At 55.2% G+C, this 23812-nt stretch carries 23 protein-coding genes and 2 pseudogenes; 5 read left to right on the forward strand and 20 right to left on the reverse strand.

The annotated features are described in order from the left end of the window. The 3 genes and pseudogenes from BM216_RS24735 to istB form a co-directional block, all read left to right on the forward strand. Positions 1-288, forward strand: a 288-nt coding sequence (locus BM216_RS24735; RefSeq protein WP_143102854.1) for an IS3 family transposase, incomplete at its 5' end; no start/stop codon positions are given. 74 nt (positions 289-362) lie between these two features. Further along, positions 363-1649, forward strand: a complete 1287-nt coding sequence (istA, locus tag BM216_RS24740) for an IS21 family transposase (protein ID WP_093001906.1) — start codon at positions 363-365, stop codon at positions 1647-1649. After that, a pseudogene (gene istB / locus BM216_RS24745) lies at positions 1649-2449 on the forward strand (IS21-like element helper ATPase IstB). Before istA ends, istB begins: the two are co-directional and overlap by 1 nt. Before the next feature lie 740 nt (positions 2450-3189). Here istB and BM216_RS24755 read toward each other — a convergent pair. The 11 genes and pseudogenes from BM216_RS24755 to BM216_RS24805 all read right to left on the reverse strand — a co-directional run bounded on the left by BM216_RS24755 (position 3190) and on the right by BM216_RS24805 (position 12010). Further along, positions 3190-4092: an alpha/beta hydrolase family protein gene (locus tag BM216_RS24755; protein ID WP_093001908.1), complete on the reverse strand. Its 903-nt coding sequence runs from the start codon at positions 4090-4092 to the stop codon at positions 3190-3192. Between the two features lie 543 nt (positions 4093-4635). Beyond that, positions 4636-4922: pseudogene (locus BM216_RS24760) on the reverse strand (3-methyl-2-oxobutanoate hydroxymethyltransferase); the annotation flags it as partial. A 165-nt stretch (positions 4923-5087) separates the two neighbouring features. Further along, positions 5088-5597, reverse strand: a complete 510-nt coding sequence (locus BM216_RS24765; RefSeq protein WP_093001909.1) for a GNAT family N-acetyltransferase — start codon at positions 5595-5597, stop codon at positions 5088-5090. Between the two features lie 121 nt (positions 5598-5718). Then, positions 5719-6306 carry a hypothetical protein gene (locus BM216_RS24770; protein ID WP_093001910.1) on the reverse strand — a complete coding sequence of 196 codons (588 nt, stop codon included), beginning with the start codon at positions 6304-6306 and terminating at the stop codon, positions 5719-5721. Positions 6307-6354: 48 nt separating this feature from the next. After that, positions 6355-6684: a hypothetical protein gene (locus tag BM216_RS24775; RefSeq protein ID WP_093001911.1), complete on the reverse strand. Its 330-nt coding sequence runs from the start codon at positions 6682-6684 to the stop codon at positions 6355-6357. Positions 6685-6717: 33 nt separating this feature from the next. After that, positions 6718-7494, reverse strand: coding sequence for a molybdopterin-binding protein (locus tag BM216_RS24780; protein ID WP_093001912.1), 777 nt, complete (start codon positions 7492-7494; stop codon positions 6718-6720). After that, a complete protein-coding gene (locus tag BM216_RS24785) occupies positions 7491-8345 on the reverse strand; it encodes a cytochrome b/b6 domain-containing protein (protein WP_093002030.1) in 855 nt (284 codons plus the stop codon). The genes BM216_RS24780 and BM216_RS24785 overlap by 4 nt, the downstream gene beginning before the upstream one ends. Before the next feature lie 106 nt (positions 8346-8451). Further along, a complete protein-coding gene (locus tag BM216_RS24790; RefSeq protein WP_093001913.1) occupies positions 8452-9078 on the reverse strand; it encodes a hypothetical protein in 627 nt (208 codons plus the stop codon). A 69-nt stretch (positions 9079-9147) separates the two neighbouring features. Beyond that, on the reverse strand, positions 9148-9738 hold the full coding sequence (locus tag BM216_RS24795; RefSeq protein WP_093001914.1) for a TetR/AcrR family transcriptional regulator: 591 nt from the start codon (positions 9736-9738) through the stop codon (positions 9148-9150). A gap of 244 nt (positions 9739-9982) precedes the next feature. After that, entirely contained in the window at positions 9983-10672 is a 690-nt protein-coding gene (locus BM216_RS24800) for an amino acid racemase (RefSeq protein ID WP_093002031.1), read from the reverse strand. 426 nt (positions 10673-11098) lie between these two features. Continuing rightward, the gene (locus BM216_RS24805) at positions 11099-12010 is read right to left on the reverse strand and encodes an alpha/beta fold hydrolase (protein ID WP_177230899.1); all 912 of its coding nucleotides are present in this window, start codon (positions 12008-12010) and stop codon (positions 11099-11101) included. 80 nt (positions 12011-12090) lie between these two features. Between BM216_RS24805 and BM216_RS24810 the strand changes: the two genes are divergently transcribed. Further along, positions 12091-12687, forward strand: a complete 597-nt coding sequence (locus BM216_RS24810; protein ID WP_093001915.1) for a TetR/AcrR family transcriptional regulator — start codon at positions 12091-12093, stop codon at positions 12685-12687. 324 nt (positions 12688-13011) lie between these two features. On the opposite strand, the gene BM216_RS24815 is transcribed toward BM216_RS24810, so the two are convergent. From BM216_RS24815 to BM216_RS24825, 3 genes are all read right to left on the reverse strand, one after another. After that, positions 13012-13764: an alpha/beta fold hydrolase gene (locus tag BM216_RS24815; protein ID WP_093002033.1), complete on the reverse strand. Its 753-nt coding sequence runs from the start codon at positions 13762-13764 to the stop codon at positions 13012-13014. Positions 13765-14017: 253 nt separating this feature from the next. After that, positions 14018-14968: an alpha/beta fold hydrolase gene (locus BM216_RS24820; RefSeq protein WP_093001916.1), complete on the reverse strand. Its 951-nt coding sequence runs from the start codon at positions 14966-14968 to the stop codon at positions 14018-14020. 30 nt (positions 14969-14998) lie between these two features. Further along, positions 14999-16201 (reverse strand): MFS transporter, encoded by a 1203-nt coding sequence (locus BM216_RS24825; protein ID WP_093001917.1) that lies wholly within the window; start codon positions 16199-16201, stop codon positions 14999-15001. Between the two features lie 101 nt (positions 16202-16302). Between BM216_RS24825 and BM216_RS24830 the strand changes: the two genes are divergently transcribed. Continuing rightward, positions 16303-16902, forward strand: coding sequence for a TetR/AcrR family transcriptional regulator (locus BM216_RS24830; protein WP_093001918.1), 600 nt, complete (start codon positions 16303-16305; stop codon positions 16900-16902). A 10-nt stretch (positions 16903-16912) separates the two neighbouring features. Here BM216_RS24830 and BM216_RS24835 read toward each other — a convergent pair whose 3' ends face one another. The 6 genes from BM216_RS24835 to BM216_RS24860 form a co-directional block, all read right to left on the reverse strand. Next, positions 16913-17410: a (2Fe-2S)-binding protein gene (locus BM216_RS24835; RefSeq protein ID WP_093001919.1), complete on the reverse strand. Its 498-nt coding sequence runs from the start codon at positions 17408-17410 to the stop codon at positions 16913-16915. Continuing rightward, positions 17395-18255: an FAD binding domain-containing protein gene (locus BM216_RS24840; protein ID WP_093001920.1), complete on the reverse strand. Its 861-nt coding sequence runs from the start codon at positions 18253-18255 to the stop codon at positions 17395-17397. Before BM216_RS24840 ends, BM216_RS24835 begins: the two co-directional genes overlap by 16 nt. Further along, positions 18252-20633, reverse strand: a complete 2382-nt coding sequence (locus BM216_RS24845; protein WP_093001921.1) for a xanthine dehydrogenase family protein molybdopterin-binding subunit — start codon at positions 20631-20633, stop codon at positions 18252-18254. Before BM216_RS24845 ends, BM216_RS24840 begins: the two co-directional genes overlap by 4 nt. Positions 20634-20745: 112 nt before the next feature. Further along, a complete protein-coding gene (locus BM216_RS24850; protein ID WP_093001922.1) occupies positions 20746-21531 on the reverse strand; it encodes an enoyl-CoA hydratase/isomerase family protein in 786 nt (261 codons plus the stop codon). A gap of 13 nt (positions 21532-21544) precedes the next feature. Further along, positions 21545-22315 carry a cyclase family protein gene (locus BM216_RS24855; protein ID WP_093001923.1) on the reverse strand — a complete coding sequence of 257 codons (771 nt, stop codon included), beginning with the start codon at positions 22313-22315 and terminating at the stop codon, positions 21545-21547. A 23-nt stretch (positions 22316-22338) separates the two neighbouring features. After that, the gene (locus BM216_RS24860; RefSeq protein ID WP_348272015.1) at positions 22339-23697 is read right to left on the reverse strand and encodes an MFS transporter; all 1359 of its coding nucleotides are present in this window, start codon (positions 23695-23697) and stop codon (positions 22339-22341) included. Positions 23698-23812 lie beyond the last annotated feature (115 nt).

Here is a 23812-nt window from a genome sequence, read left to right on the forward strand (position 1 = left end):
GGTGCCCATTATCGCTGGCCCGGCTGGTTGTCCCGTATGCAACGAGCTCAACTGATCCGGTCTATGTCACGTAAAGGGTGCTCGCCGGACAACTCAGCCTGCGAGGGGTTCTTTGGGCGGCTAAAAAACGAGATGTTCTATAATCGTACTTGGATCAATACGACCGCCGACGACTTCATGCAACAGCTGCATTCCTACATCCAGTGGTACAATCAGCATCGCATAAAGCTCTCACTCGGCGGCTTTAGCCCCGCCGAATACCGCCAAAACCTCGGAACTGCAGCATAAGCAGTCCAAGAATTTGTCCGCACCTCCCCTGGCGACATCATGATCTGCCCCCTCTCGAATGAGAGGAAAGATGGATGGCAATTGAGATTTCGGTGCAACCTGCATTGTCGAGAACGGTGCAGGACGAGACGATGCTTCAGGCAGAAGAAGTGGCGGCCATGCTACGGCTCCATGCGAATGGTTGGGGTGCGAAGCGGATCGCAAAAGAATTCGGCTGCGCGCGCAATACGGTTCGCCGATATCTTCGGGAAGGCGGCATGGTTGCCTATCGTGGCTGCATACGTGCCTCCGCCCTGGATGGCCTTGATGATTGGTTGCGGGAACGGTTTTTCCGCCACGACGGCAATGCTGATGTTATCCGGCAGGAGCTGGCGCATGAGCATCGCATTGTACTAAGCTTACGTACGGTTGAGCGACGGGTTCAGGTTTGGAGGCGGGAATTGAAGGCACAGAAGCGGGCCACGGTGCGCTTCGAGACGCCGCCCGGCCGTCAGTTGCAGATCGACTTCGGCGATACCAAGGTGTCGATTGGCGGCCTTCGGGTCCGGATTTATGTGTTTGTTGCTACGCTTGGTTACTCACGACGCATATTTATTCGAGTGTCGCAACGACAGCGCCAAGCGGACTGGTTCGAAGGTATCGAAGGGGCCTTCCTCCGGTTTGGGGGGATTCCGGTGGAGGTGCTGCTCGATAACGCCAAGCCTCTTGTCGAGCACCATGATGCGGTGACGCGAGAGGTAAGGTTCAACACCAGGCTGCATGCTTTTGCCCAGTATTGGGGCTTCCGGCCGCTGGCATGCGCACCCTATCGAGCACGAACGAAAGGGAAAGACGAACGCGGAGTTGGGTACGTCAAGAAGAATGCCATCGCTGGCCGCCGTTTTGAGAGTTGGGCCGAATTCGAGGCTCATCTTGATCAATGGACACGCGAAGTCGCCGATCAGCGCGATCACGGCACCACTGGCGTCAAACCAGCAGAGCGCTTTGCTGCTGAGGCCGACGCGCTACGCCCTCTTTCCGGACGTGCGCCTTTTGGGCAGCTGCGGGACCTCATTCGTAAGGTCCAAGCTGATTGTGCCGTCGATCTCGACACGAACAGTTATTCTGTACCCTGGCGTCTGATCGGTGAGAGCGTGCAGGTTGTCGTTATAGGCGGCCGCGTCATTGTGCGCCATGCTGGTCAGGTGGTCGCGGACCATGCGCTATGTCTCGGCCGACGACAACGGATCGTGGATCGTGAGCATTTTGTTGGCGTTGCCGGTTTCGAGGGCGCTGTGCACGCTGAACGTATCGAGATCGAACCAGCTGTGCTGTTGCGCCCGCTTGCAGAGTATGAAGCTGTTGTTGGAGGAGGCTGGTAATGACGACAGTAGATCATGACCTCTTGATCGCAACGCTTGACCGGCTGAAGCTAACGGCAATCCGGGACCAGCTGGATACACTCCTCGATGAAGCCGCGCGTTCGAAGATGACGCTGCGCGAGGCTCTGGCTTTCCTGGTGTCGCGAGAGATTGCCCGTCGTGACGAACGGCGGATCTCAATGTCGAGCAAGATCGCTCAATTCCCCTTTGTGCGCGAATTGGACGGCTTTGACTTCGACGCGCAGCCATCATTGGACAAGCGGCAGATACGAGAACTCGCGGCTTGCCGGTGGATAGCTCACGGTGACACGGTCTTATTCCTGGGACCGCCGGGCACTGGGAAAACCCACTTGGCCGTGAGCCTTGGTCGCGAAGCAATCCGGCAGAACTATAATGTCCAGTTCATCACGGCCGCCACTTTGGTGGCGACACTGGCCAAGTCCCATAACGACGGCGTTTTGGACAAGCAGTTGACGCTGCTTTCCCGGCCAAAGCTGCTGATAATCGACGAACTGGGATATTTGCCGTTCGAGGCCAACGCCGCACATCTGTTCTTCCAGCTCGTGTCGCGGCGCTATGAAAAGGGCTCGATCCTCATCACGTCCAATAGAAGTGTGGGAGAATGGGGAAGTGTCTTTTGAGATCCTGTTGTCGCCACGGCCATATTGGACCGTCTACTTCACCACTCGACGGTGATCACTATCCGCGGAGATAGCTTCAGACTTCGTGAAAAGCGCCGCTCCGGCCTTCTGCAGAAGGCCGGAGCGGCGCTGGAACCCAGCGAAACGACCAACCAATGAGGGGGTCAATTCGTGATGTCGCCAAGGGGGTTAATTCCTCACGTCGCTTGACAGAACTATCAGCCCCCCAAAGGAATGACCGACCAACACGTAGGGCGGCTCTGCGCCTGCAGCAGAAAGTAGATGGCGCAGATCGGCAACCATTTCGTCCGAGGTACGTGGACGGGTGACCGGGTCGCTCTCGCCCCGTCCCAACCGATCGTACCAAAACACGGATGCACGATCGGCCAGAGAACCTTCCACCGCAGCCCATTCCCCGCTCTCTGCACCGAGACCGGTTTCGAGAACAACCGTAGGCCCCTCCGCGGCTGTCAGATTGTAACTAAGAGATCTTCCATTAATCGTTTGCTTAAACATGGATCACCTTGGATGTCTAATTACTCGGCCTTTCGAAGTCGATGATTGTAGCGTCATCGTCGGACATCTCGAAAAGCGCTACTGGTGGGTTTGGCAAGGCGCGTCTAACCCACCGGTGGGACTTGGAGCGAAACGCGAAGTCGCGAAACACGCTTCGACGAGGGTACCCTTGGCATTAGGCGAGGCCGCTACGCAGACATGCCGAGTGAGCACGGCCTAGACCGAGTTCCTGCCGCCGAAGATGTGAGTGCCCAAAGATCCAAAACCTACATTTTGTAACGGTCAGCCACGACCTTGCTCTCAGCGATGCGTCTAGGGCTGCGCGAAACCACGTGTAACCTCCGCGCGGGCGGGCATCTTAACTTTTGCACAGTGAACGAACATCAGAAATGGGCTACCAGCCAATCAATCGTTCGAGGTATCAGCACGTCCTCGATGACCTCCGCGGTTGCTCCAGCATTCCAAAAATGGTCTGCGTCAACAGCAAGTAACTCCTCTTCACCTTGGTGACTATCGAGCAGGCTCTGACCAGCTGCCGGTTGGGGAGAAACCAAATCATCATGGTCTCCGACAACGACCAGGAGAGGGCCCGGATAGCGTGCGACCGCGTCCAGTGGCGCAAAGTACGGGAGCTCATGAAAGAACGAACCTCTCAGTTTGGTTTCGCCGCCCCAAATCAAAGGAGCGGTGGTAAGCGCATCTTTTGGGCCGGAAATCGCATCTGTGACGGCCTCGTGGCCCATGATCTTGGTGTAGGTCGCAACCGGATCCACCACCGGGGCCCACAAGACAATCGAGGACGCCTCAGGTTTCGCGGCAGCCAAATGCGCGGCTATAAGGCCTCCTTGGCTGTAGCCAAGGACTGTCACTTTTGAACCATCCACGCTTTTCAAAGCCTGCAAGTAACCGAACGCAAGAGCAGCGTCGTAAAGCTGCCCGGTGAAAGTGGTGTCTTCCCATTTGCCTTTGCTTTCACCTGATCCGCTGAAGTCGAGCCGGAAACTAGCAACACCCGATTCCGCCAGCCGTTCAGCGGCAAGAGCGAATAGCCTTTCCTTGGTTGATGGTATTTCAAAACCATTCTTGTCGTTCGTAAAGCCGCTTAGCATCAGCACAACCGGCGGATTACCAACCCCTGCCGGCAAATTTAGGATCCCGATTAGCCCGCGCCCCTCTCCATCGACCTGAACTTTCTGCTCAGCGGCACTTGCGTATGCCGAGATGAATGAGATCCAGATGAATGCAACGATCGCCGGCCAGTACAGACAGATTTTTCGTATAGACATGAGTGTACTCTCGATATTATTTCGTAATAAAAAGGGGCGGATAACCGAATATGAAATTAGCCACTTGAACGTAGAGCTATGAGCTGGAAAATGTACGACCTTCCTCAGCGGGTGAGTGAGGTGATAGTCTCACAGAATTAACTTATCCGTGCTTCTCGCCTAGGCCTCGCAGCAGGCGGCGATTACTGTAGGTCTGGTATTTTGTGATGATAACGGTGACTTGCGCCACTTACTTCAAGGTAAGGTGAGACCGCGCCTGGTTGCCGGGTCGCTTGGAATTCATGTCCGATTGAATAGCGTGCGAGCCAGGTGTCAGGGAGGATCCAAGGCTTCAGCAGCAATCCTCTTTGTTTCCAACCGAACCGAAAAACGAAACGAGCGCAAGGGCCTATCTTCCTATCAAATTCGCAGGTCGTCTAACCGAGGAATGTTTCGCCACTGCTTCACTGTTCGATTTTCAGACTACGGCTGTAACCTCGCGAGGGTCGTTGCACTTCCCGCTAAAGAGCTCCCGAAATGAACGCAGCAACGTTGATCGATGCGCTATCCGCGACGTTGAAAGGTGTGTTCAGTGGACGGGAAGCTGTGAGAGCGAACGTCACTAGCGTGGGCTGTCACCGCACTGTCGATTCTCTTTTCCTTGTCCTCGTAGCGCTTCACGAAACGGGGGTGAAGTCGGAGAGGAGCCCAAGCATGTCGTCGGACACAAAAAACTGACCGTCGAAAGACAGGGACGCCCCAATTCCTATCGTGGGCGCGGCTAGCTGTGTCGTCACTTCTCGGGCGAGCGCTTCCACCGTTCTCTCAACAACGACTGCAAACGCGGCGGCTAATAGCTTGAATGAAAGAGTGAGATTCGTCGTCAGCGCTTCGCGGCACTCCGAATTGAAAGCCTGTCAGCTACAATCGGACGTCCCAAATAGCACTTCGAGCTTTTTGCTGACAAGGCACGAGTGATCGCCCGCGTCGACATACAGAGTTTTGTCATTTCCATGCTATCGTATTGAAGCGTGACGCATGACAAGTAGTTCCCTCCCCGGTCGGTGGCCGCGTTCACCCGTTGATCGGAAACCCAGCTTCTGTAGCAGTTTCCAGGAAGCCGCGTTTTCTAATCTGCATTCGGCAGTGATTTCCAACGTGCGGTACAAGCGCTTTAGTTCAGCTATCACCGCCGAGGCCGCTTCATATGCATACCCCTGCCCTTGGAAGCGGGTGCCAATCCAGTAGCCAATTTCCAGAAAATCTTCGCCGTGCAGGTGGATTCCAACGACCCCGATCAAGTCCTCATTACGCCATGCACCGAGAAAACAGTTGTTTTCGTTCTGCGTACCAAGAAGTTCCAGGGCATCACGCTCTGTGAACGGCGTGGGAAGGAAATGAACGACGTTCGTGATCGATGGATCGTTGGTTAAGCGCTGGAGTGCGGTTACGTCGAGCGTGAGCAAGCGCCTGATCCTAAGACGCTTGTCCGAAACCGGAGGAAAATCTAAAAGGTTCTTATGCATGGCTTGGCACTACCGCTTGAAGGTGAGGGTTGGTTGGCATCAGCGATAGTATCTCCGTCTCACAAGTGGTTCGGCCAGGTAATGTGCCCGCTGTAACCGCAAAAGATAACACGCAGAAACCTCAAATTTCTGCTTTGCGCATATTGCGACGCGAAATGGTTACGCTCAACCATATCGCGGAGAGAAGGAAATAGAATGCACCAAGCCCCGCGTAACCGACGACAGTTGAAATCGAAGGCTGCTGCGGCATTTGCGCTTGAAACAAGAAAAGCGTGCCCGCTACGGCCGATTGGCCTCCGCTCAAGACCATCGCCCACTGACCGCCATTAGTCTTCCAACGGCGAAGCGCAGTCCCAAGCTGCATCAGCCCAGAAAAGATCGCCCACAGGCCAAATGCTCCAAGAACCCAGTTCATGTTCATAGTCAACGCCACAGCGACAGCGATCGTCATAACTGAGCTCGCCACGACATTGATCGCCTGGCTTCGATTGTGTCCCCACCCACCGCTCCTCGCCGCGTCTACAGCGTTTGCAACCGCATCCCAAGCCGGGTAGATAATCAACAGGGCTGCGGCAACTGCGAACGTCTCCTGTCCGACAGTCAATGCGGCCGCGACCCAAATCACTGAAAAAGCTGCTCGGGTAAAGTAGTACCGCTTCAGCCACTGTTCATTGCTGTTCTCGGTAGCGATATTCTGTTCTTGCACCATTGTGCTCTTCCTTGCTCTTGAATGATAAATCTCTTCACTCGATTTGTGTCAGAGGAAGCCGACGTGCTCACCAAACGGAGTGTTCTCGTCCCACTCGGTTCGGCCGATACGGTCGCTCTCGCCCGACAGGGTCCCATCGGTCTTGTCTGAAATTCCGGAATCCTGCGGTTTATCGAGCACCGCTATCTCTGTCCTATCGACCAGATCGCTCTCAACCCGTACGCGGCTCTCAAAGCCATCGTTGATAGCCCCTTGGCGCTCGGCGACCCATCGGCCGTCTGGATCAGACAGAATCGAATTAGTTTGGCTGACCCCGACCGATCGTGAAGAGGCAACAGCTGAAATCGGCATCACCTTCTGAACTCTGCGTCTGCTCATAATGGGTCACCCTTCGTTCAGTAGTAGGTGGGCTCAGATACCTGCGTACCATTCGTACCCGCGGTCCTCCCAGAAGCCGCCATTACCACCCCAGAGGGCAGCGAAGCTGTCGACCAGCTCTATGCGCATGATGTATTTTGCCTGTTTGTAACCAAGCTGCCGTTCGACCCTGAGACGCAACGGGGCACCGTGCCCGACGCTCAGGTTCTGACCGTTCATCTGGTAGGCAAGTATGGTTTGGGGATGAACCGCGTCGATTAGATCGATGCTCTCATAGTAGCGACCGCTTCCGTCTAGAGTCTTCTCGAGTTCATCGGCACAGTGCAATACGACATAGCGTGCAGTAGGTTTGAGCCCTGTCAGTCGCAAAAGACTTGCAAGCGGCACGCCCGTCCATTTACCAATAGCGCTCCAGCCCTCCACGCAGTCATGGCGCGTGATTTGTGTACGAGCCGGTAGCGCCTTCAAGTCGGCGAGCGAAAACTCTCTAGGCTGGTCGACAAGACCATCGATCTTCAACCGCCATTCCGCAAATTGGGTTTCCACAAGTGCGGCATATTCGTCGCTGTCGGGAGCGCTCGTACCGTTGACCCGAAACGACGGCGAAATGTCCTTCTCATCGAATTCACGTGCTAGGGCGGAACGCCCCTGAAGCAATCTCTGTGCCTTCATCGTAAGCTGCTCTGCCGAACGAAGGACGGTAGCGATGTCCGCATTCTGGTCCAGCAAGTCACACCCAGAAAGGGTAAGCGCGCTCGCGCTCAGTGTGCTGCCAATTAGAAAACGGCGGCGGGTGAAGAGGTTGCTCATATTTGCGGCCCGTTTTGCTTGATCGCATAGCGACCAGTGATCATGGAGCGGATATTGTTCCAAGTGCCCGACAACACGACCATCACCACATGCACTATGACAAAGATCACAAGGGCCGACGCTGTAAGAAAGTGAATAGTACGCGCGGACTGACGTCCGCCAAAGATCTCGACCAGAATGGGAAGCGCGGAATCGACACCGGGTGACATGGTCAACCCTGTTAGGATCATCAGAGGGAGGAGAACGACGATGACGGCCAGATAGGTGAGCTTTTGAAGCGCATTGTAATGTCTGGCGTCTTCCCCTTCGGGAAAGCGTAGGCGGGCGTGATCGAGAACTTCGCGACCAAGATGCCTTGGTGAGAGCTCACGCGCTGTCGGGGCGAGATCGCGCCTGAAATGTCCGCTCAACACGCTGAAGCCTAGATAGAGAGTACCGTTGAGGACAAACAGCCAAGCAAAGAAAAAGTGCCAGCGACGTCCAGACGCAAGATCCTGAAACGAGGGTATCGTTGCCCAATATGGGAAAGCCCGCTCAGTCGGCTCTCCATTGACGTTGGAAACACCAAGGACCCCGGTTGTAGGCACCTGCAATCCTGCGACACGCACGAAACCGCTTGGCCCGCTTGCATCGTCGCTGGAGCCAATTGTCAGGACGGCTGGATCGCCATTTGCGCCGTAGTGGCCCCAATAGAGTTCAGGGTGAGCATTGAATATCTGCAGGCCGCTCAGAAGAAGGAAGCTCAGGCAGAGCACATTCAGCCAATGCGTGAGCCGTGTCACGACAGAATGGCGGCGGATATACACCATTCTAGGATAGCGAACGTTGTCATTGGAGGCTGTCTCGTTCATCTCAGCGTCTCTCGTCTGCGACATCTCACGGCTGCAGCTGAAGCAGCATCGACTTGGTTACTGGCCGGAGCAGTGGGGTGGTTGCTCCGGCCAGCAAAGGCGCGGTTTACATGGGGGGAACCACGCCATTCTTGCCAACGACCACCTGATGAGCGATTGGGCCGGCTGCAGACTTTTCGGCAGTGATGAAGACGACGGCACCGGAAATAAGGTCGTCCTTGGTCGCCGCAGCGATGGTTACGACGGGCGTCCCATCTGGAATGGCAATCCGCTTTTCCTTGCCATGATAGGTAACGGTGACAGTCCGACCATCTACGCCTTTAACTGCGTCGGCGACCGTTGCATTCGTCATGCTGCTGTCGGGTTTGAGATCCCACCCGTAGCTGCCCTCGCCTGTGCCTTTCATAGCTGGCGGGAAGATCAGAACTTCGAGCGCGCCGTCGCCGCCATCGGCCTTCGGCAAGGATGCAATACCGACGAAATCACCAGGCTTGATGTCCGTAACCTTGGCATCTGCAACGCTTGCCAGCTTCCAGTCGTCTGCCAAAGCGACATCTACGGTTTCGCCTTCGCGGGTCTTCACTGTAAGCGTCGATCCACCGAAATTGACGATGCTACCGCGAACATGGATCGGAGCGGCCTTCTTATCTTCGGCATGCACGGGAACCGTAACGCTTGTTACAGAAAGTATGCTGGTCAGCCCAAAAACCAGAGCGGGCAAGACGTTCTTCATATTGGCTTCCTACTAGTTGGTAGTTTTACAAGACATAATTACACCTTGGTAGCGCTAAGCGACGAAGGACTAGTGAGCGGCGTTGGGGGTCAGTCGGGAGAGTGTCGGAGCCAATATGGTTCCGAAAACTTTCGGACTCCCGTAAGCCCTTGCCGAAAGCATCGCACCATATACCGTCGCGAGAAAAGCTTCCGCTTCGACGTCAGGTTCACTGGAGAGGGTTAAGGTTCCCTCCTTGGAGCCACGTTCCATTACGGAGCCCAGCCACGACGAGATAAAGCGAAAGAATGCAGTGACCTCAGCCGCGACTTCAGGCGGAAGAGATGGCAATTCACTGGCAAGCAAAGCACACACACAGTACGGCCTGCTCGCGTCCTCGATGCATTTCGACCAGTGGGTCGAATAGACTTTGAGGATGTCCAACGCATTTGGGACATTTTGCTCGAGAGCAGCGACGCCCGCTTGACCATCTTCCCGATACCGTTTGACCAGCTCGCGCACCAAATCCACCTTGCTGGGGAAGTGATGATGAATACTGGCCTTACGGATCCCAACCACCTCCGAGATGTCTGCATAGCTGAAACCATTGTACCCTCCATTTATGATGAGGGTGCGGGCTACAGCCAGTATGTCTTCAGCGGTGGTTGAAAGATTGCTCATGCCCCAACCTACCTTCTGATAGGGAGGGCGTCAAGTGCAAATGCTGTACGACTTGTTCTGACGGAATTGGTGAACTAAATCATAGTCCTATATCCCCTAAACCTATTACCAACGCGGGGAGCATTCTTCTTGGCCAAGCCAGCTCTGAGCTTTTTTGTCGGTTTGCAAGCAACCATTTGCAATCAGTCAGAAAGGCATGGCGTTTACAAATTCCGCCATGAGGATGTGATGCTACGAAACTCCGTCACGCGAGGGCGGCTTCCAGAGCGGCATTGCAATGGATCAACGTGGTATCGAAAACGGGTACGCCGACATTGTCTTGGTTCAAAAGCATCCCAACTTCGGTGCAGCCGAGAATTAAGCAATCGCAGCCTTGGTCAACTAGCCGCTGCGCAATCGCTTCATATGTCAAACGGCTTTTGACATCGATAACATCGCGGCAGAGCTCGTCGTAAATGATGCGATGCGTTTCTGCCCGATCATCACCTTCAGGAATGATTGGCGATATGCCACGTGCTTTTAGGCGGTCGGTATAAAATTTCTGCTCCATCGTGAAAGCCGTTGCCATTAGTCCTGGCCTGCTTAGACCTCGGTCCAGGATTGCGGTCGCGGTTGCATCCGCTATGTGTAAAAACGGTATCGACAATCGGTCAACGATCCTGTCGGCGACCTTGTGCATCGTGTTCGTAGCAAGGATGAGGAGGTCCGCCCCCCCGCGCTCCAAGCAGACAGCGTGTTTATTCAGTACACTCCCCGCTGTCTCCCATTCCGAACTGGCCTGTAGCCTTTCTATCCCATCGAAGTCGACAGATCGTATGAGGAGCTCGGGTGAATGAAGCCCGCCCAGCTTCTCGCGCGTGAGCCTGCAAAGTTCGCGATAATAAATCTGGGTCGAAGCCGCAGACATTCCACCAAGTATGCCGATTGTTTTCAATCTGATCATCCATTTCAGCGTAAACCAAGTGCGTCGGAAATCCGCCTCTCAGAGATCAGCGTTGTCCGATCTCTAACGCGCGCTTTTTTGACCGATCATAGCAAGGACAGATCTCAAGTCAGCTGCATTCGCTATGCTTTGCTATGATTGCCTTACGAGCTGTCTCAAGGTTTGAGCTCCATTCTCGCCACTGCGACCATCATCGGGATCGAGAGCCATACCCTTTCTCCGTGCTTCCCCCCGCGACGACCGCTTCACCATCCGTATAATTCATACCGTGGCCCTGTTGGATCACATCGGAGCGCTAGCCACGGCGGAGCTCATGAACTTGTGGGAGATCGTCGAGCTCTCAACCGCTCTCCCACATCGCTGATCATCGGCCCGAGTAGGACTGCCATCCTTCAGTGCTTCTCATCACACCTCTAGTCACCGAGCGAGGAATCTTGCGATTGCGTCAGCAGTTTCCTCCGGCGCTTCTTCTGGATTGAAATGCCCACCAGAAACCTCTGCGCCCTCAATTTCGGGAGCAAAAGTTCGCTTCCAGACTGCAATAGGCTTTTCGCCCGCCAACCCAAGAAAGTCGCGTCCCCAGATAACGAGCGATGGGATCGTAATCCTTCTTCCTTCAGCAAAATCGGCTCGATCAAGCTCGACATCGGGGCCTGCGCCAGCGCGATAGTCTTCGCAAAAGGCATGAATGCGCGCAGGATCTTGCCAAGAACGGCGATAGTGATGCATGGCCTGCGGGGAAAACGCATTAAGCGAACGACTTGGCACATGATCGCGCATAAGTTCTTCCAACCATTCTGCCGTGAGCAAATCCTCCCCATCTGGCCCCGCAATGGCTCTCCAATGAGGAATAAACGTCGGGTCGGTCGCTATGCGGTCCCACAACACAAAGGTTGGAAGATTATCCAGGAGAATGAGACGTTCGATCCTATCCGAATTTAACGCGAGCCGCATCGCAACGAGAGCACCACGGTCGTGACCGGCGACATCGAAACGCTCGATGCCTAGATCACTCATGACCTCTAGGCAGTCAGCCGCCATTTCCAACTTGGAGTAACGAAGATGATTTAAGCCGCCTGCTGGTGCATCCGATAGCCCGTAGCCGACAAGATCCATGCAAATGACATCGCGGGCACTGCTCAATCGCGGTGCTACCTCGTTCCAACACTCTGAAGATTGCGGAAACCCATGCAACAGCAATAGAGGTGTTCCGCCTTCACCGTATCGCCTTATGTGAAAGGTTCCTCTCGACGTCTTTACAAATGCCTTGGAGAAGCCCTCAGAAACCCTGGTGATGGCCTGCGCAGATCGATTGCTCGTATCAGACATCTCTTGCTCCATTTTTGATTCCGCAATATGTTTAGCGAACACTACACATATAGAGTTTAATCGAACAAGCGAATTATGTAATGTCGGATAAACAAATTCAGCATGGTCGGGGGCGGCCTCGAACCTTTGATATTGAGAAAGCATGCTTGATTGGGGAACGTCTGTTTCGAGAGAATGGGTATGACCGTGTCGGCGTAGCTGCTCTCACGGAGGCCATGGGCATCAAGCCTCCTAGCTTTTATGCCGCCTTCGGCAGTAAGGCCGAGTTTTTTGAGCGCGTCCTCGAAAACTATGCAGCGACAAACCTTCCGGTTGAAAGCATCCTGCAAGAAGGCCGTACGCCAGCAGAGGCGGTACGCGAAGTGCTGCTTTTCGCAGCACGGCAATACACAGAAGCGCCCCAAGCACCCGGGTGCCTTGCAATCGAAACTGCTCGATCATCATTGGATCCGCAGGCTTCGCAGTGTGCGCGTCAAGCTATAAACGCGAAATTCGATAGCATGCGGGCATTCATAGCTCTCACTCATCCGCTTAAAGCATCAGCAGTCACCGATTTCGTCGAGGTTAGCCTGTTGGGACTTTCAGCTTGCGCCCGTGACGGCTGGGATACCTCTCGCGTCGTTGAGGCTGCACAAGTTGCTGCCTCTGCCGCCGCATCTGTGTTGCGTTATGAGTAACCGCGGATCCGTCGTTGACGTCGGTCGAAAAAATGGCAGCGAAGTCTCCAAGGAAAAGCTCCAATCGCGAGACCTAGATACTAATTGGCACAAGGTTGTTGGACAGGCAGCCCGCGTTTCAAAAAGGTAAGCTTCCAACCCCTACTCACTAAGGATGCTCCAGGCGGCCGCGCGTAACCAGTTGGAAACCGCGACAACGAGCGTCAGTGTGATCTCAGATATGCTTAGACTGAGCGAGAAGCACGCTACCTCTCACCACAGTATGAGGTAACGCGCTTCAAGAGTCGATCCGATGTCAGATCATGTCAGCGACATATCCTTGATTCACTCGACAGTCGTCGCGGCTTTCTCGATAAGGTCCGCAACAGCCTTTGGCTGCGATACGTAGACCGCATGGCTGCCTTTGATTTCGACAGTCTCGCTGCCAGCTCTCTTTGCCATGAACCGCTCGAAATCTGGATTGATTTTATGGTCTTCGGTCGCCACAGCATACCAGCTGGGCTTGGAATGCCAGGCCGCCTCGGAGACAGTGGCCGCAACAGCCTTCTCATTAATGGGAACTTGCGAGATTGCCATGAAGGCTGCATCTGCTTCTGGAAGATCGGCGGCAAAGTCGTCGTGGAAAGTTGCTTGGTTGAGGGTTAGAAATCCATCACCGCTCTTGATTACGTTGTTTGTTGCGGGTGGAAACTCGCTACGCGTTTTTCCGATGTTCTCACCAGCATCGGGTGCCAGCGCGGCAACGTAGACCAGTCCACGTACTTCCGGGATATTCCCGGCCTGCGTGATAACGATCCCACCATAGCTGTGCCCAACAAGTATCACGGGACCACCAGCCTGCTTTATTGCCCGGTTTGTCGCCGCGACATCATCGGTCAGCGAGGTTTCTGGCTCTTGTACGACGGTCATCTTATACCCGTCCGTTTGAAGGATCTCGGCAACTCCGCGCCAGCCAGAGCCGTCGGCGTAAGCCCCGTGGACCAGAACGATGTTCTTGATCGGCTCTGCAGCGCCAGCCTGAGCCGCCATGCCGGTGAAGATGCCGAGTGCGGCGGCGAGCGGTAGAAATTGCTTCATAACCATTCCTTTCGATGGAGCAAAGGGCGATACCTGTAGGAGAGGATGTCGCCTCAGGTCGCGCTTAGTTTACGTAGGGTAGTTCGCTTCCGTAGTTCGCAACGTTACGCCGTCACGAGTAAGTGAACTCAAGTCGGTTTTGTGGTGGTCGAGAGGTGTATTCGCCAACGCTCGTCGCAATCACAAAGAAAAAAAGCGGCGCTATTAATCAAAGCAGTAAGCCACCACCCGGTGTTCTCGAGAAACCGCCGGACTATTTCGTCAAGAATTTAATCACGGCTACATTGAGAGCGGCACTGCATTCTTCTGGCAGCCAGTGACCGCAATCGGGGATGACAACCCCTTCGACATTCGTCCCGTATTCCCGAAGCTGGTCTACTTGCAACTGCCCCATACCGCCGTGGCCACCTCCTCCGATCGCAAGGGCTGGCATGCGCAGCTTGGTCTCAGCCAGGGGTTTATTTCGTTCTGTCGTCTCGTTCAGTGAACGGTAATATTCGAAAGACGCATTGAGAGTTTGGGGCTTCGCATATGACGCCGCATAAAGGTCGAGAAGTTCGTCGGAAAAGGCATCTCGGTTGGTTGCGTGTTCCTTGATGAAGTGTTCGAGGAACATCCGTTCGTGCCCGGTCACGAGCGTTTCCGCCAGGTTTCCGGCCGCTGCGAAGAAGCTGAAGTGCCAAACAAGCGATTCACCCTCCGGCGTGAACGCTGGAAACGCATAGATGCGATCGTCCGGGATCGGTGCTTCCATGAAGACAAGTTTGCGAATGTCATCTTGATGGGTGACAGCCATCGGATAGGTGTTCCAGATGCCGATATCATGGGCGACAAGATCGAATGGTGCAGTCGGGCTGAACTGTTTGGCGAGCTTATGGAGGATAGGCGCTACGTCCTGCCCTGCATAGGACTTTGGCGGAGTCGACTGACCAAGGCCCGGCAGGTCTACCGCAACCACGGTGTGCGTCTTTGCGAGTTCAGGCATGAGCTGATGCCATTCGTACCAGCTTTGACCAAAGCCGTGCACAAGGAACGCCAGAGGCCCTGAACCGCCTTTGACATAGTGGAGCTTTACCGAGTCGATCTCGGAGTAAGCGCTCTCGAAACCAGCGGGGACAGGGAATTCTGTCTTCGGACCTGCGTAAGCCGGACCGACCATGACAGCAGCCGCCAGGGCCACCGCTGAAAGCAGTTGCTTCATCATTCTATAGTTTCCTCGGTTGGTTTTGATGTTTTAGTGACGCCGATTGCCGGGCGGAAAACCATCGTTCTGCGCCGCGTATGCGATGGAAAAGGCTACAAGTGCCAGAACGAATACAGCGGGCGGGAATGTCGCCACGCCGCCGGTGTCGAGAAGAATACCGCCGAGGATGCTGCCGCCGGCAATGGCGGTATTCCAGACAACCACGTTCATTGAGAGTGCGATATCCGCTTCTTTGCCGGCGGTGTCTGCCAAAGCAGTCTGGAGCTGCGTCGCCGCGCCACCGAAGGTGATGCCCCAGACAGCGGTTGCGAAGAGAAGAATAAAGGGATTTGTGCCTAACAGCGCAAGGAGTAGAGCAATCAGGATGAATGCGAACAGCGCGATCAACACAGATGCCCGCAATGCCCGATCAACCACACGTCCAGTGATCCAGATTCCGACCAACGCCGCCAATCCGAAGGTCAGCAGAATGAGATCGACACGCTCGGACATGTCGGCGCGCGCAGCGAAGGGAGCAATGTAGGTGTAGAGGATGTTGTGGGCGAGCATCCAGAACAGCACGACGGATAACACGGCGCGAACACCCGGCATTGCAGCTGCCCGGCCGAGACTGACCTCGTTGCCTCCTTTTTGTCCCGGATAGTTGGGGACGGCGATGACGATCCAAACGATCAACAGGAGCGTCATGGCAGACATGACTCCGAACGCCATACGCCAGCCTGTTACGGTTCCGAGCCATGTGCCGAGCGGCACGCCTACAGAGAGTGCAATCGGTGTTCCGACCATGGCGAGCGCCATGGCACGGCCCTGCTGCTGCGGCTCGACCATGCGACGCGCGTAACCCGCCAAAAGGCTCCATGCCAGACCCGCGGCCGCACCTGCAAGAAAACGCGCTATGAGTGTCAACGAGTAACTGTTCGAAACCGCAGTCAGGGAATTGAACGCCAGAAATCCGACGACGGTCAGCAACAGCACATTCCTGCGAGACCATGTCTGAGTGAGGAGGGTCAGCGGTATCGCGGCTACAAGCGAACCGAGAGCGTAGGCAGCAACCGATTGTCCAGCAAGCGACTGCGAGACGCCGAGGCCGTTTGCCATTTGAGGCAACAACCCTGCGGGAAGCGTTTCCGTGGCAATACAGATGAAGCCGGTCATCGCCAATGCCAAAAGAGCGGCTACAGGTAACGGCTTGGCACCGAGGGCTTGTCCCGGCCGTGCTAGGTCGTGGGCCATGAGTACTCCTACTTATGTATCGATTGATACGGAAGTACGAGCCATTCAAACGCTTGTCAATGACTTATGTATCGACTATTTCATAAGTAGGAGATCGACGGATGGCACGAACTGGACGACCACGCGAATTCGACAGGCAAGCGGCGCTGGAGGCAGCGCTCACACTTTTTTGGAAGCAGGGTTATGAACCGACCTCTCTGAGTCAACTCAAAGAGGTGATGGGGGGAATTTCTCCAACAAGCTTCTACGCAGCCTTCGGCTCAAAGGAGCAGCTTTTTGAAGAGGTGGTGGAACTGTATCGGTCTACCGAGGGAAGGGTCGCCGACGTTCTGTTCGATGAGGAAACCTCGCCGCGTTCGGCCATCGAGCGATGCTTGAGACAATCAGCGAAGATGCAGACGGACCCGTCCCATCCGCTCGGTTGCCTTATCGTATCAGGAGCTAGCAACTGCGGCAGCACGGCCGATCAGGTCGTCGAGCTACTGCGGACCGTCCGCAAAAAGAACCATGAGGCGCTTAGGGGCCAGATCCGGCGGGCGGTTGCAATCGGCGACTTACCTGACAACACTGATATTGACGGGCTGACCGAGATGTTCGGCACGTTTCTAGTAGGCATATCGACCGCGGCACGCGACGGCGCAAAGAGTTCCGACTTGGACCGGTCAGTCGATCATATCATGAGGTTCTGGGTTGAGGCGTAACCTATCAGTTTTAGGACATCGGTTTCGATCCAGTTTCAAGCACCCTAACGTCTTCCACTCGCCGTGCTACCGAACTAATTGATCGAACGATAGCGTCGTACCCCGTGCACCGGCAAAGGTTGCCGCTGATTGCCTTACGTATCTCTGCCTCTGTTGGATTTGGATTGTCACGAAGGAGCTCCGCGGCCGTTAAGACCATTCCAGTCGTGCAAAAACCGCACTGAAAGCCATTCAGCTCGACGAACGCCTCTTGTATGTGCGCTATGTCGGTCCGCCCCTCGATAGTTGTAACCTCCCTGTCTTCGGCGGAAAGCGCGAGAACCATGCACGACTTAGTTACACTTCCGTCGATGTCGACCGTACAAGCCCCGCAATCTCCGGTCAGACACCCTACCCGAGTTCCCTTTAGGCTCAGGACATCGCGGATGAACTCAACAAGAAGAAGACGGGTGTCTATTGCTTGGCGCACGGCTCTACCGTTCAAACGGCAGTTTATTTCTGCTTCCATGGATTTCCCTCCAGGATTCGCTTCAAAACTCGGACAGTGACAGGCTTGGCGGCTTTCATGCGATAGGACCCATCAGCCAGTTCATCCGTCCACCCCACGGACACTTGCGCCAATGCCTCGGAAGCCAAGAATTCCGCATCCTTTTCATCAAAGGGTACATCAAGTGTCCACGCCGCAAATACCGGGCGAGCAGCTAATCCACCGACGCCAAGCGAAACGTGCTCTTTGCCATCAGAGAAGCTGCGCTGACACGCTCCCGTTACCATCGGCCAAGAGCTGGCCGAATGCTTGAGTTTGGAATAAGCGACGGCAATCACCGTCTCACACGGCACCTGAATGTGGGTCAGCATCTCATCGGGCGCGCGATCGGTCACGAAAGCGCCGCGGAAGAAGTCTGCGGCACTGACGACCCGTTTTCCCCTGATTGACTGCAGGTGAAATTGCGCCCGAAGTGCCATTAGACAGGCTGGAGCATCGGAGGCAGGGTTAGCATAGCAACATGATCCTCCGACTGTTGCCAAATTCCAAAGTCCAGGTCCGCCCGTCACCTCGCCAACCATTGCGTGCAGCAATGGCACTCGTGTGCGGATCGTTTCGCTGCGCAACAGCGCTGCGTACGTCGCCCGCGCTCCGAAGGTGACGCTATGACCGTCCTCGTCAATGCGGTTCAAATCCAAACGCACGGGATCGATTACGACTTTCGGCGATTCCCAGCCCGCAGACATGGCACTGACAAGTATAGATCCTCCACCCAATACGCGTCCGTCGGGTCCACTGTCCGCGAGGATTTGTAACGCGTCGTCGAGCGATCGCGGCATCTCGAAACGAATTGAACTCCTAATCATACCGACCTCGCCAGCGGAATAAGATCTAGAAGCCGGGGCGGAGTGGCGGGGACAATTGTCTTGGTGGAAGCATCGCTATGGAGTGCATCCGCTACAGCGTTTGTAACGGCAGCGAGGGCACCACCGAGGCCGGATTCACCAGCTCCTTTAAGCCCGAGTGGATGAAAGGGGCTCGGGGTGGACATGTGCCCGACCTTGATCGGCGGCAGGTCCGTAGCACGGGGCAGCAGATAACTCTTGAACCGATCGGTCGTAATCCGCCCGGCCTCGTCGGTCTTGAGCTCCTCCCACAGTCCCGCTCCGATCCCCATGACAATTGCCCCTTTCAACTGCTCCGTGACCAAAGCCGGATTGATCATGACCCCGCAATCGTGAACGGTTGCGATGTCGAGCACACGGACGTGCCCTGTTCCTGTATCAAGTTCGATCGCGACAGCATGTGCCGAGTAGGGGAAAGAGGAATAGGTCGCAATTCTCCCGTTGGCATCCGGCGAAACGCGTACATTGCTTGGCTGAAAACTACGGGTAGCTTCCAGCGGAAGCTGCACCCCTTTTGCTACAGTAAAGGGCTTAGTGTGCGCACCGAACGTCAAGTCCGCGAGGCTAACTCGCTCGCCAGAAGGCGCGATGGCGAAACCATTTTCAAATAGAATCTCATCGGCATTTGCACCAAGTAGATTGCTTGCACATAGAGCAAGCTTTCCCCGCAAATCCATTGCTGCAAGATGAGCGGCTGGGCCTCCGTAAAGAATGGCGCGGCTACTGGCGTTGCCTGTCCCTACAGGAACGGCATCCGTATCGCCCTGCTTGATACGCACAGACCCCGGCGTCAGTCCCAACACATCCGCAACGATTTGTGCGAGCGCAGTTTCGTTGCCGCTACCAGGCGAAGTTACACCGATGGCGAGCTCAACAATTCCCGTCGGCGACATACGAATTGACGCAGTTTCAAAGCCGCTAGGGAATGCACCTGGGCGGGCCCCACCCTCTGGGGTCAACTCAATCCCGATCCCTATACCGACCCGCAGATCAGAACCGCGTGTTGCGTCTCGGCGAGAACTCCACTCATCATAGCCAAACAAGGACTTGAGCTGAGTGATCGCGGCAGGATAGTCACCGCTGTCGACGTTTAATCCCGAAGGCAATGGCCGTGGAAGCGCCTCCGTGTGATGAACATTGCGCAGTCTCAATTCTATGGGATCGACGCCGAGTCTGGACGCAAGCATATCTATTGCCCTTTCCATGACGAGGTTGGCGATCTCCTTCCCGTAGCCCCGAATTGGTCGCCAGGGCGCCTTGTTGGTTGCCACCACAGTTCCCCGAACAGCAACATTGGCAATGTCGTAGACAGTGGGAAAGACGGTTCCTGTCACAAGTGGCATCGTCCACCCGTTACAGGGGCCAACTACACCAACGTCTGCAATGTATTCATCTTCAAAGGCAGTGATGCACCCGTCGTATGTGCTCGCAATCTTGAACCTGTGGGTTTGCTCCCGACAGTGTCCGGCGAAGGTGTCCCGCCTGTTTTCGACGTAAGCGATAGGTCTGCGAAGCATCTTGCTGAGGGCCGCGATCATCACCTCCTCCGGATGGCCTGCCATCTTGAAACCGAAACCACCCCCCATTGCCGGAGCAATGACGCGAACGTCAGTCTCCTCCAATCGGAGAGCGCTCGAGATTTGCCAACGGCTCGTATGTGGGTTCTGGAATGTTCCAGTGACGGTGAGATGCTGATGTTGCAAATCCCATGACGCCAAAAAGCAGATAGGCTCCATTGGTGCAGCGGTAGAGGGTTTGAACTCGATTTCGCCTTCCACGATCACGTCGGCACGTGAAAAAGCGGCCTGGGCGTCCCCTGCAAATATCCGATCTTCGCCGACGATGTTTGATGACCATCCGTCATGAACAATTGCGGCAGATTGCAGCAGCGCCTCTCGCCCATTCGAGACACCATCTAGTTCTTCGTAATCAACAACCACGCGGTCTGCTGCGGCTTCCGCGGCGTGTTGACTTTCAGCGACGACAGCAGCCACCGCTTGCCCAACGTATTGCACGGCCTCGACGGTTAAGCACCGACCCGATATCGGCCTGCCCGTGTAGGGTGGGGGAAAGGGGAATGCCGGTGGCGTTGGATCGGTGACTGCCTCGATCTGTCTGCCATCAATCACTGCAACAACACCTTCTACCGCCAGCGCCGCATCGACAGCGATGGACTTAATAACGCCTCGCCTGATCGGACTACGGACAAGGGCAACGTACAGCGAACCAGGAGGGATGAGGTCAGCGCTATAACGCACTTGCCCGTTTGTGTATTTGATCCCGTTGAGGCGCGATGGCGATCGTCCGATCCACGAGGTCGCCGTATGGTCCGATGTCATATCCGAATTATCTCACGACAACGGCGCAATGCCTGAACGGCTGACCGTTGATCCTCTTCATGTCGCGACCCGAACATTTTCGGTTCGCAGCGATGTTAATATTTATAAGGCCTTAGGATTTCATACGCGCCATGCCCTCGAGCGCGAGACCATAACCAAGAAGGCCTTGCATGCGGCTCCTGATCTCTTCCGTTAGGGCGACACGTGTATATCTGCGAACCAGTTTGGGTTGCAGCATTAGTTGTCGCGCCAATTCTCGTGCGCGCTCTAGGAGTTGGTCAGCTGGCAGGACTTCGTTGACCAAGCCGATGTTCTTCGCTTCCTCGGCGGAGATCTTCTGGCCGGTAAGCAGGAAGTAGCGACCACGATTAAGTCCCATCAATAAAGGCATGACAATATGCATTCCGTCGCCAGGCACCATGCCACCGGGAAAATGGGCTGTGTCTTGGAAATATGTCGTATCCGCTGCAAGGACGATATCTCCCAGCAGGGGTATTTCCGCATGTCGAACCGCGGGACCGTTAATGACTGAAATTACCGGGGCTTCGATCATCAGCAGGTTCGGAAGAAGCTGTCGGCTTTCCCAAAAAATCGGATCATAAGTCTCTGGCGTCATGATCTTGCGGTTCGGGTGCTGGCCAGGCGCAATTGCCGGACCGCAAAATTCATCACCGGTACCGGTCAGGATAATCACATCATTTGACCGATCGCGGCCAATTTCAAGAAAGGCATCTTCAAGTTCATTGTGCGCAAGAAGGCTCCAGCGCAGCGGACCACCGTCGGTGTGAAGGTGGACTTCCAGTATCCCTTCCTCACGGGTGAGCCGGATACTTTTGTACCGGTCCTTATATGTCCCGAAGGTAGTTTCTGGGCGATCAAGGTGGGTCATGGTGTCCATGAGGAGTTCTTCCTTATTGATCGAGGATAGCGACCGCTCTCGTCCAACCGGCCGAGGCTGCGTGAATCTTGACTGGGAAGCAGGATACCTTGAACCCGTGCGACGGCAGTTGTTCAAGATGTCTGAGCTTCTCGATCTGGCAATATTCCGTTTCTAGACCTGCCTTGTGCCCTTCCCAAATGATCGAAGCATCGTGATCCTTGGCATATCGCTCAGCGACATAGCGGAATGGAGCGTCCCAACTCCAGGCATCTGTTCCAACGACCTTGATACCCATTGAGGTCAAATGAAGCGTGGCGTCGCGCCCCATCCCGCAGCCACTTTGAGCGTAGTCTACTGAGCCAAATTTGGCTCCTGCTGAGGTGTTAATTACGACGATGTCGAATGGACTAGGGCGATAACCGATACGGGAGAGCTCGCTGTCAATATCGTTCGGAGAGACGATGTAGCCGTCCGGAAAGTGCCGAAAATCAAGTTTGAATGCTGGCCGGAAAAACCAGTCGAGCGGCATGTGTTCGATCGTTCTCGGAGGTCGCCCATCCGACATGACCGAGCCGTAGTGCCACGGCGCATCGACATGCGTGCCGTTATGCGTCGAAAGGGTAACCTTCTCAAGGGCGAAGGCCTCCCCTCCAACCAAGTCTTCCCCATGAAGACCCGGGTACCGCCGCTGCAACATGGGGACGGTGTCCGAATGGGCAATATAGTCGATATCGAATTCGTATCCTGGCGGATCCGACGGTACGCCATTCTCTAAGGTCATAGATATGTCAATGATCTGCATCTTATCTCGCTCCCAGTTTTTCTTCAGACACACTCCCGTGGACGAACCGCAAGCAGGATCAGCACGCCACCGAGAACCATGCCCGATCCCACGAGCCAGTTCCCCATGTCCAAGCTGCCGGTCGATGTCTTGATCCAGCCAAGCGCGAACGGGCTTGCGAAGCCTCCAATTAGGCCAAGGCTATTTACGAACGCGATGCCGCCAGCTGCCGCCGTCCCCTTGAGATATTCGCTTAGGATCGCCCAGAACTGTGGGACCGTGGTGACGATGCCTAGCGAGGCGAGCGATAGAAGAACGAACGATAGGTAGACATTCCCGTGAACAAAAATGAGACCTATAAGAGCGGCTCCGGCAATGCCTGCGGGCAAGGCGCAATGCCAACGACGTTCTAGTCGCCGATCCGAATGCATGCCGATTAAGATTGTCCCTACTGTCGCGACCGTAAAAGGAATCGCCGTTAGAAACCCGACGTGAAGAGGATTCGAAACGCCCATCTCTTTCACGATTGTCGGCAGCCAGAAGCTCATCATGTAAATCCCGCACACGAAGAAGAACCAGCTGAGCGAAAGAACGTAGATCTTAGGGTCGCGCATTGCGATCAAATAGGATGACAAGCCGTGCTTCGAGGGACCGCTCGCATTTTCAGCGTCGATCTCACCCTGAACAAACTTCTTTTCATCATCGGACAGCCAAGTCGCCGCAGTGGGCTTATCATCGAGGAAGAAGAAAACCACGATTCCGAGTAGGCAGGTCGGCAAGCCTTCAATGATGAACATCCAGCGCCAGCCTTCCAGTCCCCAGTAACCCGCCATGTCATTCATGATCCAACCGGACAGTGGGCCGCCGACAACCCCGGCCACCGCGAACGCGCTGCTAAATACGGCAATCACCCGCGCTCGATAGCGCGCGGGGTACCAATATGTCAGGTAAAGGATAATGCCAGGAAAGAAGCCTGCCTCGAAGATCCCGAGAAGAAATCGCAGCAGATAGAACGACCATGGGGCATGCACGAGCGACATGCCCATCGAGATCAGACCCCACATCACCATGATGCGTGTGATCGTCTTCCGTGCACCTATCTTCTGGAGCAGAAGATTGCTGGGTACTTCAAATAAAAAGTAACCAACGAAGAAAATCCCGGCCCCGAGTCCGTAGACCGCGTCGCTAAACGCGAGATCAGACTTCATCTGCAATTGTGCGAAGCCGACGTTTATCCGATCGAGATAGGCTAGCACATAACACGCAAACAGGAGTGGCAAGAGACGCACGTAATCCTCGCGTATATTGCAGATCCGTCTTCGGCACGCCCATCGGCGAACGTTGGAATTGTTACCCCGCTTTGGCTCATGTCTCACCCTCCTCCAAGTGCTCGACAACATCATGCCCAAACAATAGACTGATCGATCAGTCAGTCAAGCGCGTTTTTTCAATGGTCACTTGCCGCCCTTTTATTCGGACGGCAAAAGTGATGTAGTTCCACCACTGAGGACGATGTGA

The organism is Rhizobium sp. NFR07 (assembly GCF_900111905.1).
Classification (GTDB): Bacteria; Pseudomonadota; Alphaproteobacteria; order Rhizobiales; family Rhizobiaceae; genus Neorhizobium.

What these genes read in the sequence shown, in the direction of transcription:
- istA (WP_093001906.1), top strand. Translation starts at nt 363, where the DNA reads ATGGCAATTGAGATTTCGGTGCAACCTGCATTGTCGAGAACGGTGCAG.
- BM216_RS24755 (WP_093001908.1), bottom strand. Translation starts at nt 4,092, where the DNA reads ATGTCTATACGAAAAATCTGTCTGTACTGGCCGGCGATCGTTGCATTC.
- BM216_RS24765 (WP_093001909.1), bottom strand. Translation starts at nt 5,597, where the DNA reads ATGCATAAGAACCTTTTAGATTTTCCTCCGGTTTCGGACAAGCGTCTT.
- BM216_RS24770 (WP_093001910.1), bottom strand. Translation starts at nt 6,306, where the DNA reads ATGGTGCAAGAACAGAATATCGCTACCGAGAACAGCAATGAACAGTGG.
- BM216_RS24775 (WP_093001911.1), bottom strand. Translation starts at nt 6,684, where the DNA reads ATGAGCAGACGCAGAGTTCAGAAGGTGATGCCGATTTCAGCTGTTGCC.
- BM216_RS24780 (WP_093001912.1), bottom strand. Translation starts at nt 7,494, where the DNA reads ATGAGCAACCTCTTCACCCGCCGCCGTTTTCTAATTGGCAGCACACTG.
- BM216_RS24785 (WP_093002030.1), bottom strand. Translation starts at nt 8,345, where the DNA reads ATGAACGAGACAGCCTCCAATGACAACGTTCGCTATCCTAGAATGGTG.
- BM216_RS24790 (WP_093001913.1), bottom strand. Translation starts at nt 9,078, where the DNA reads ATGAAGAACGTCTTGCCCGCTCTGGTTTTTGGGCTGACCAGCATACTT.
- BM216_RS24795 (WP_093001914.1), bottom strand. Translation starts at nt 9,738, where the DNA reads ATGAGCAATCTTTCAACCACCGCTGAAGACATACTGGCTGTAGCCCGC.
- BM216_RS24805 (WP_177230899.1), bottom strand. Translation starts at nt 12,010, where the DNA reads ATGTCTGATACGAGCAATCGATCTGCGCAGGCCATCACCAGGGTTTCT.
- BM216_RS24810 (WP_093001915.1), top strand. Translation starts at nt 12,091, where the DNA reads ATGTCGGATAAACAAATTCAGCATGGTCGGGGGCGGCCTCGAACCTTT.
- BM216_RS24815 (WP_093002033.1), bottom strand. Translation starts at nt 13,764, where the DNA reads ATGAAGCAATTTCTACCGCTCGCCGCCGCACTCGGCATCTTCACCGGC.
- BM216_RS24820 (WP_093001916.1), bottom strand. Translation starts at nt 14,968, where the DNA reads ATGATGAAGCAACTGCTTTCAGCGGTGGCCCTGGCGGCTGCTGTCATG.
- BM216_RS24825 (WP_093001917.1), bottom strand. Translation starts at nt 16,201, where the DNA reads ATGGCCCACGACCTAGCACGGCCGGGACAAGCCCTCGGTGCCAAGCCG.
- BM216_RS24830 (WP_093001918.1), top strand. Translation starts at nt 16,303, where the DNA reads ATGGCACGAACTGGACGACCACGCGAATTCGACAGGCAAGCGGCGCTG.
- BM216_RS24835 (WP_093001919.1), bottom strand. Translation starts at nt 17,410, where the DNA reads ATGGAAGCAGAAATAAACTGCCGTTTGAACGGTAGAGCCGTGCGCCAA.
- BM216_RS24840 (WP_093001920.1), bottom strand. Translation starts at nt 18,255, where the DNA reads ATGATTAGGAGTTCAATTCGTTTCGAGATGCCGCGATCGCTCGACGAC.
- BM216_RS24845 (WP_093001921.1), bottom strand. Translation starts at nt 20,633, where the DNA reads ATGACATCGGACCATACGGCGACCTCGTGGATCGGACGATCGCCATCG.
- BM216_RS24850 (WP_093001922.1), bottom strand. Translation starts at nt 21,531, where the DNA reads ATGGACACCATGACCCACCTTGATCGCCCAGAAACTACCTTCGGGACA.
- BM216_RS24855 (WP_093001923.1), bottom strand. Translation starts at nt 22,315, where the DNA reads ATGCAGATCATTGACATATCTATGACCTTAGAGAATGGCGTACCGTCG.
- BM216_RS24860 (WP_348272015.1), bottom strand. Translation starts at nt 23,697, where the DNA reads ATGATGTTGTCGAGCACTTGGAGGAGGGTGAGACATGAGCCAAAGCGG.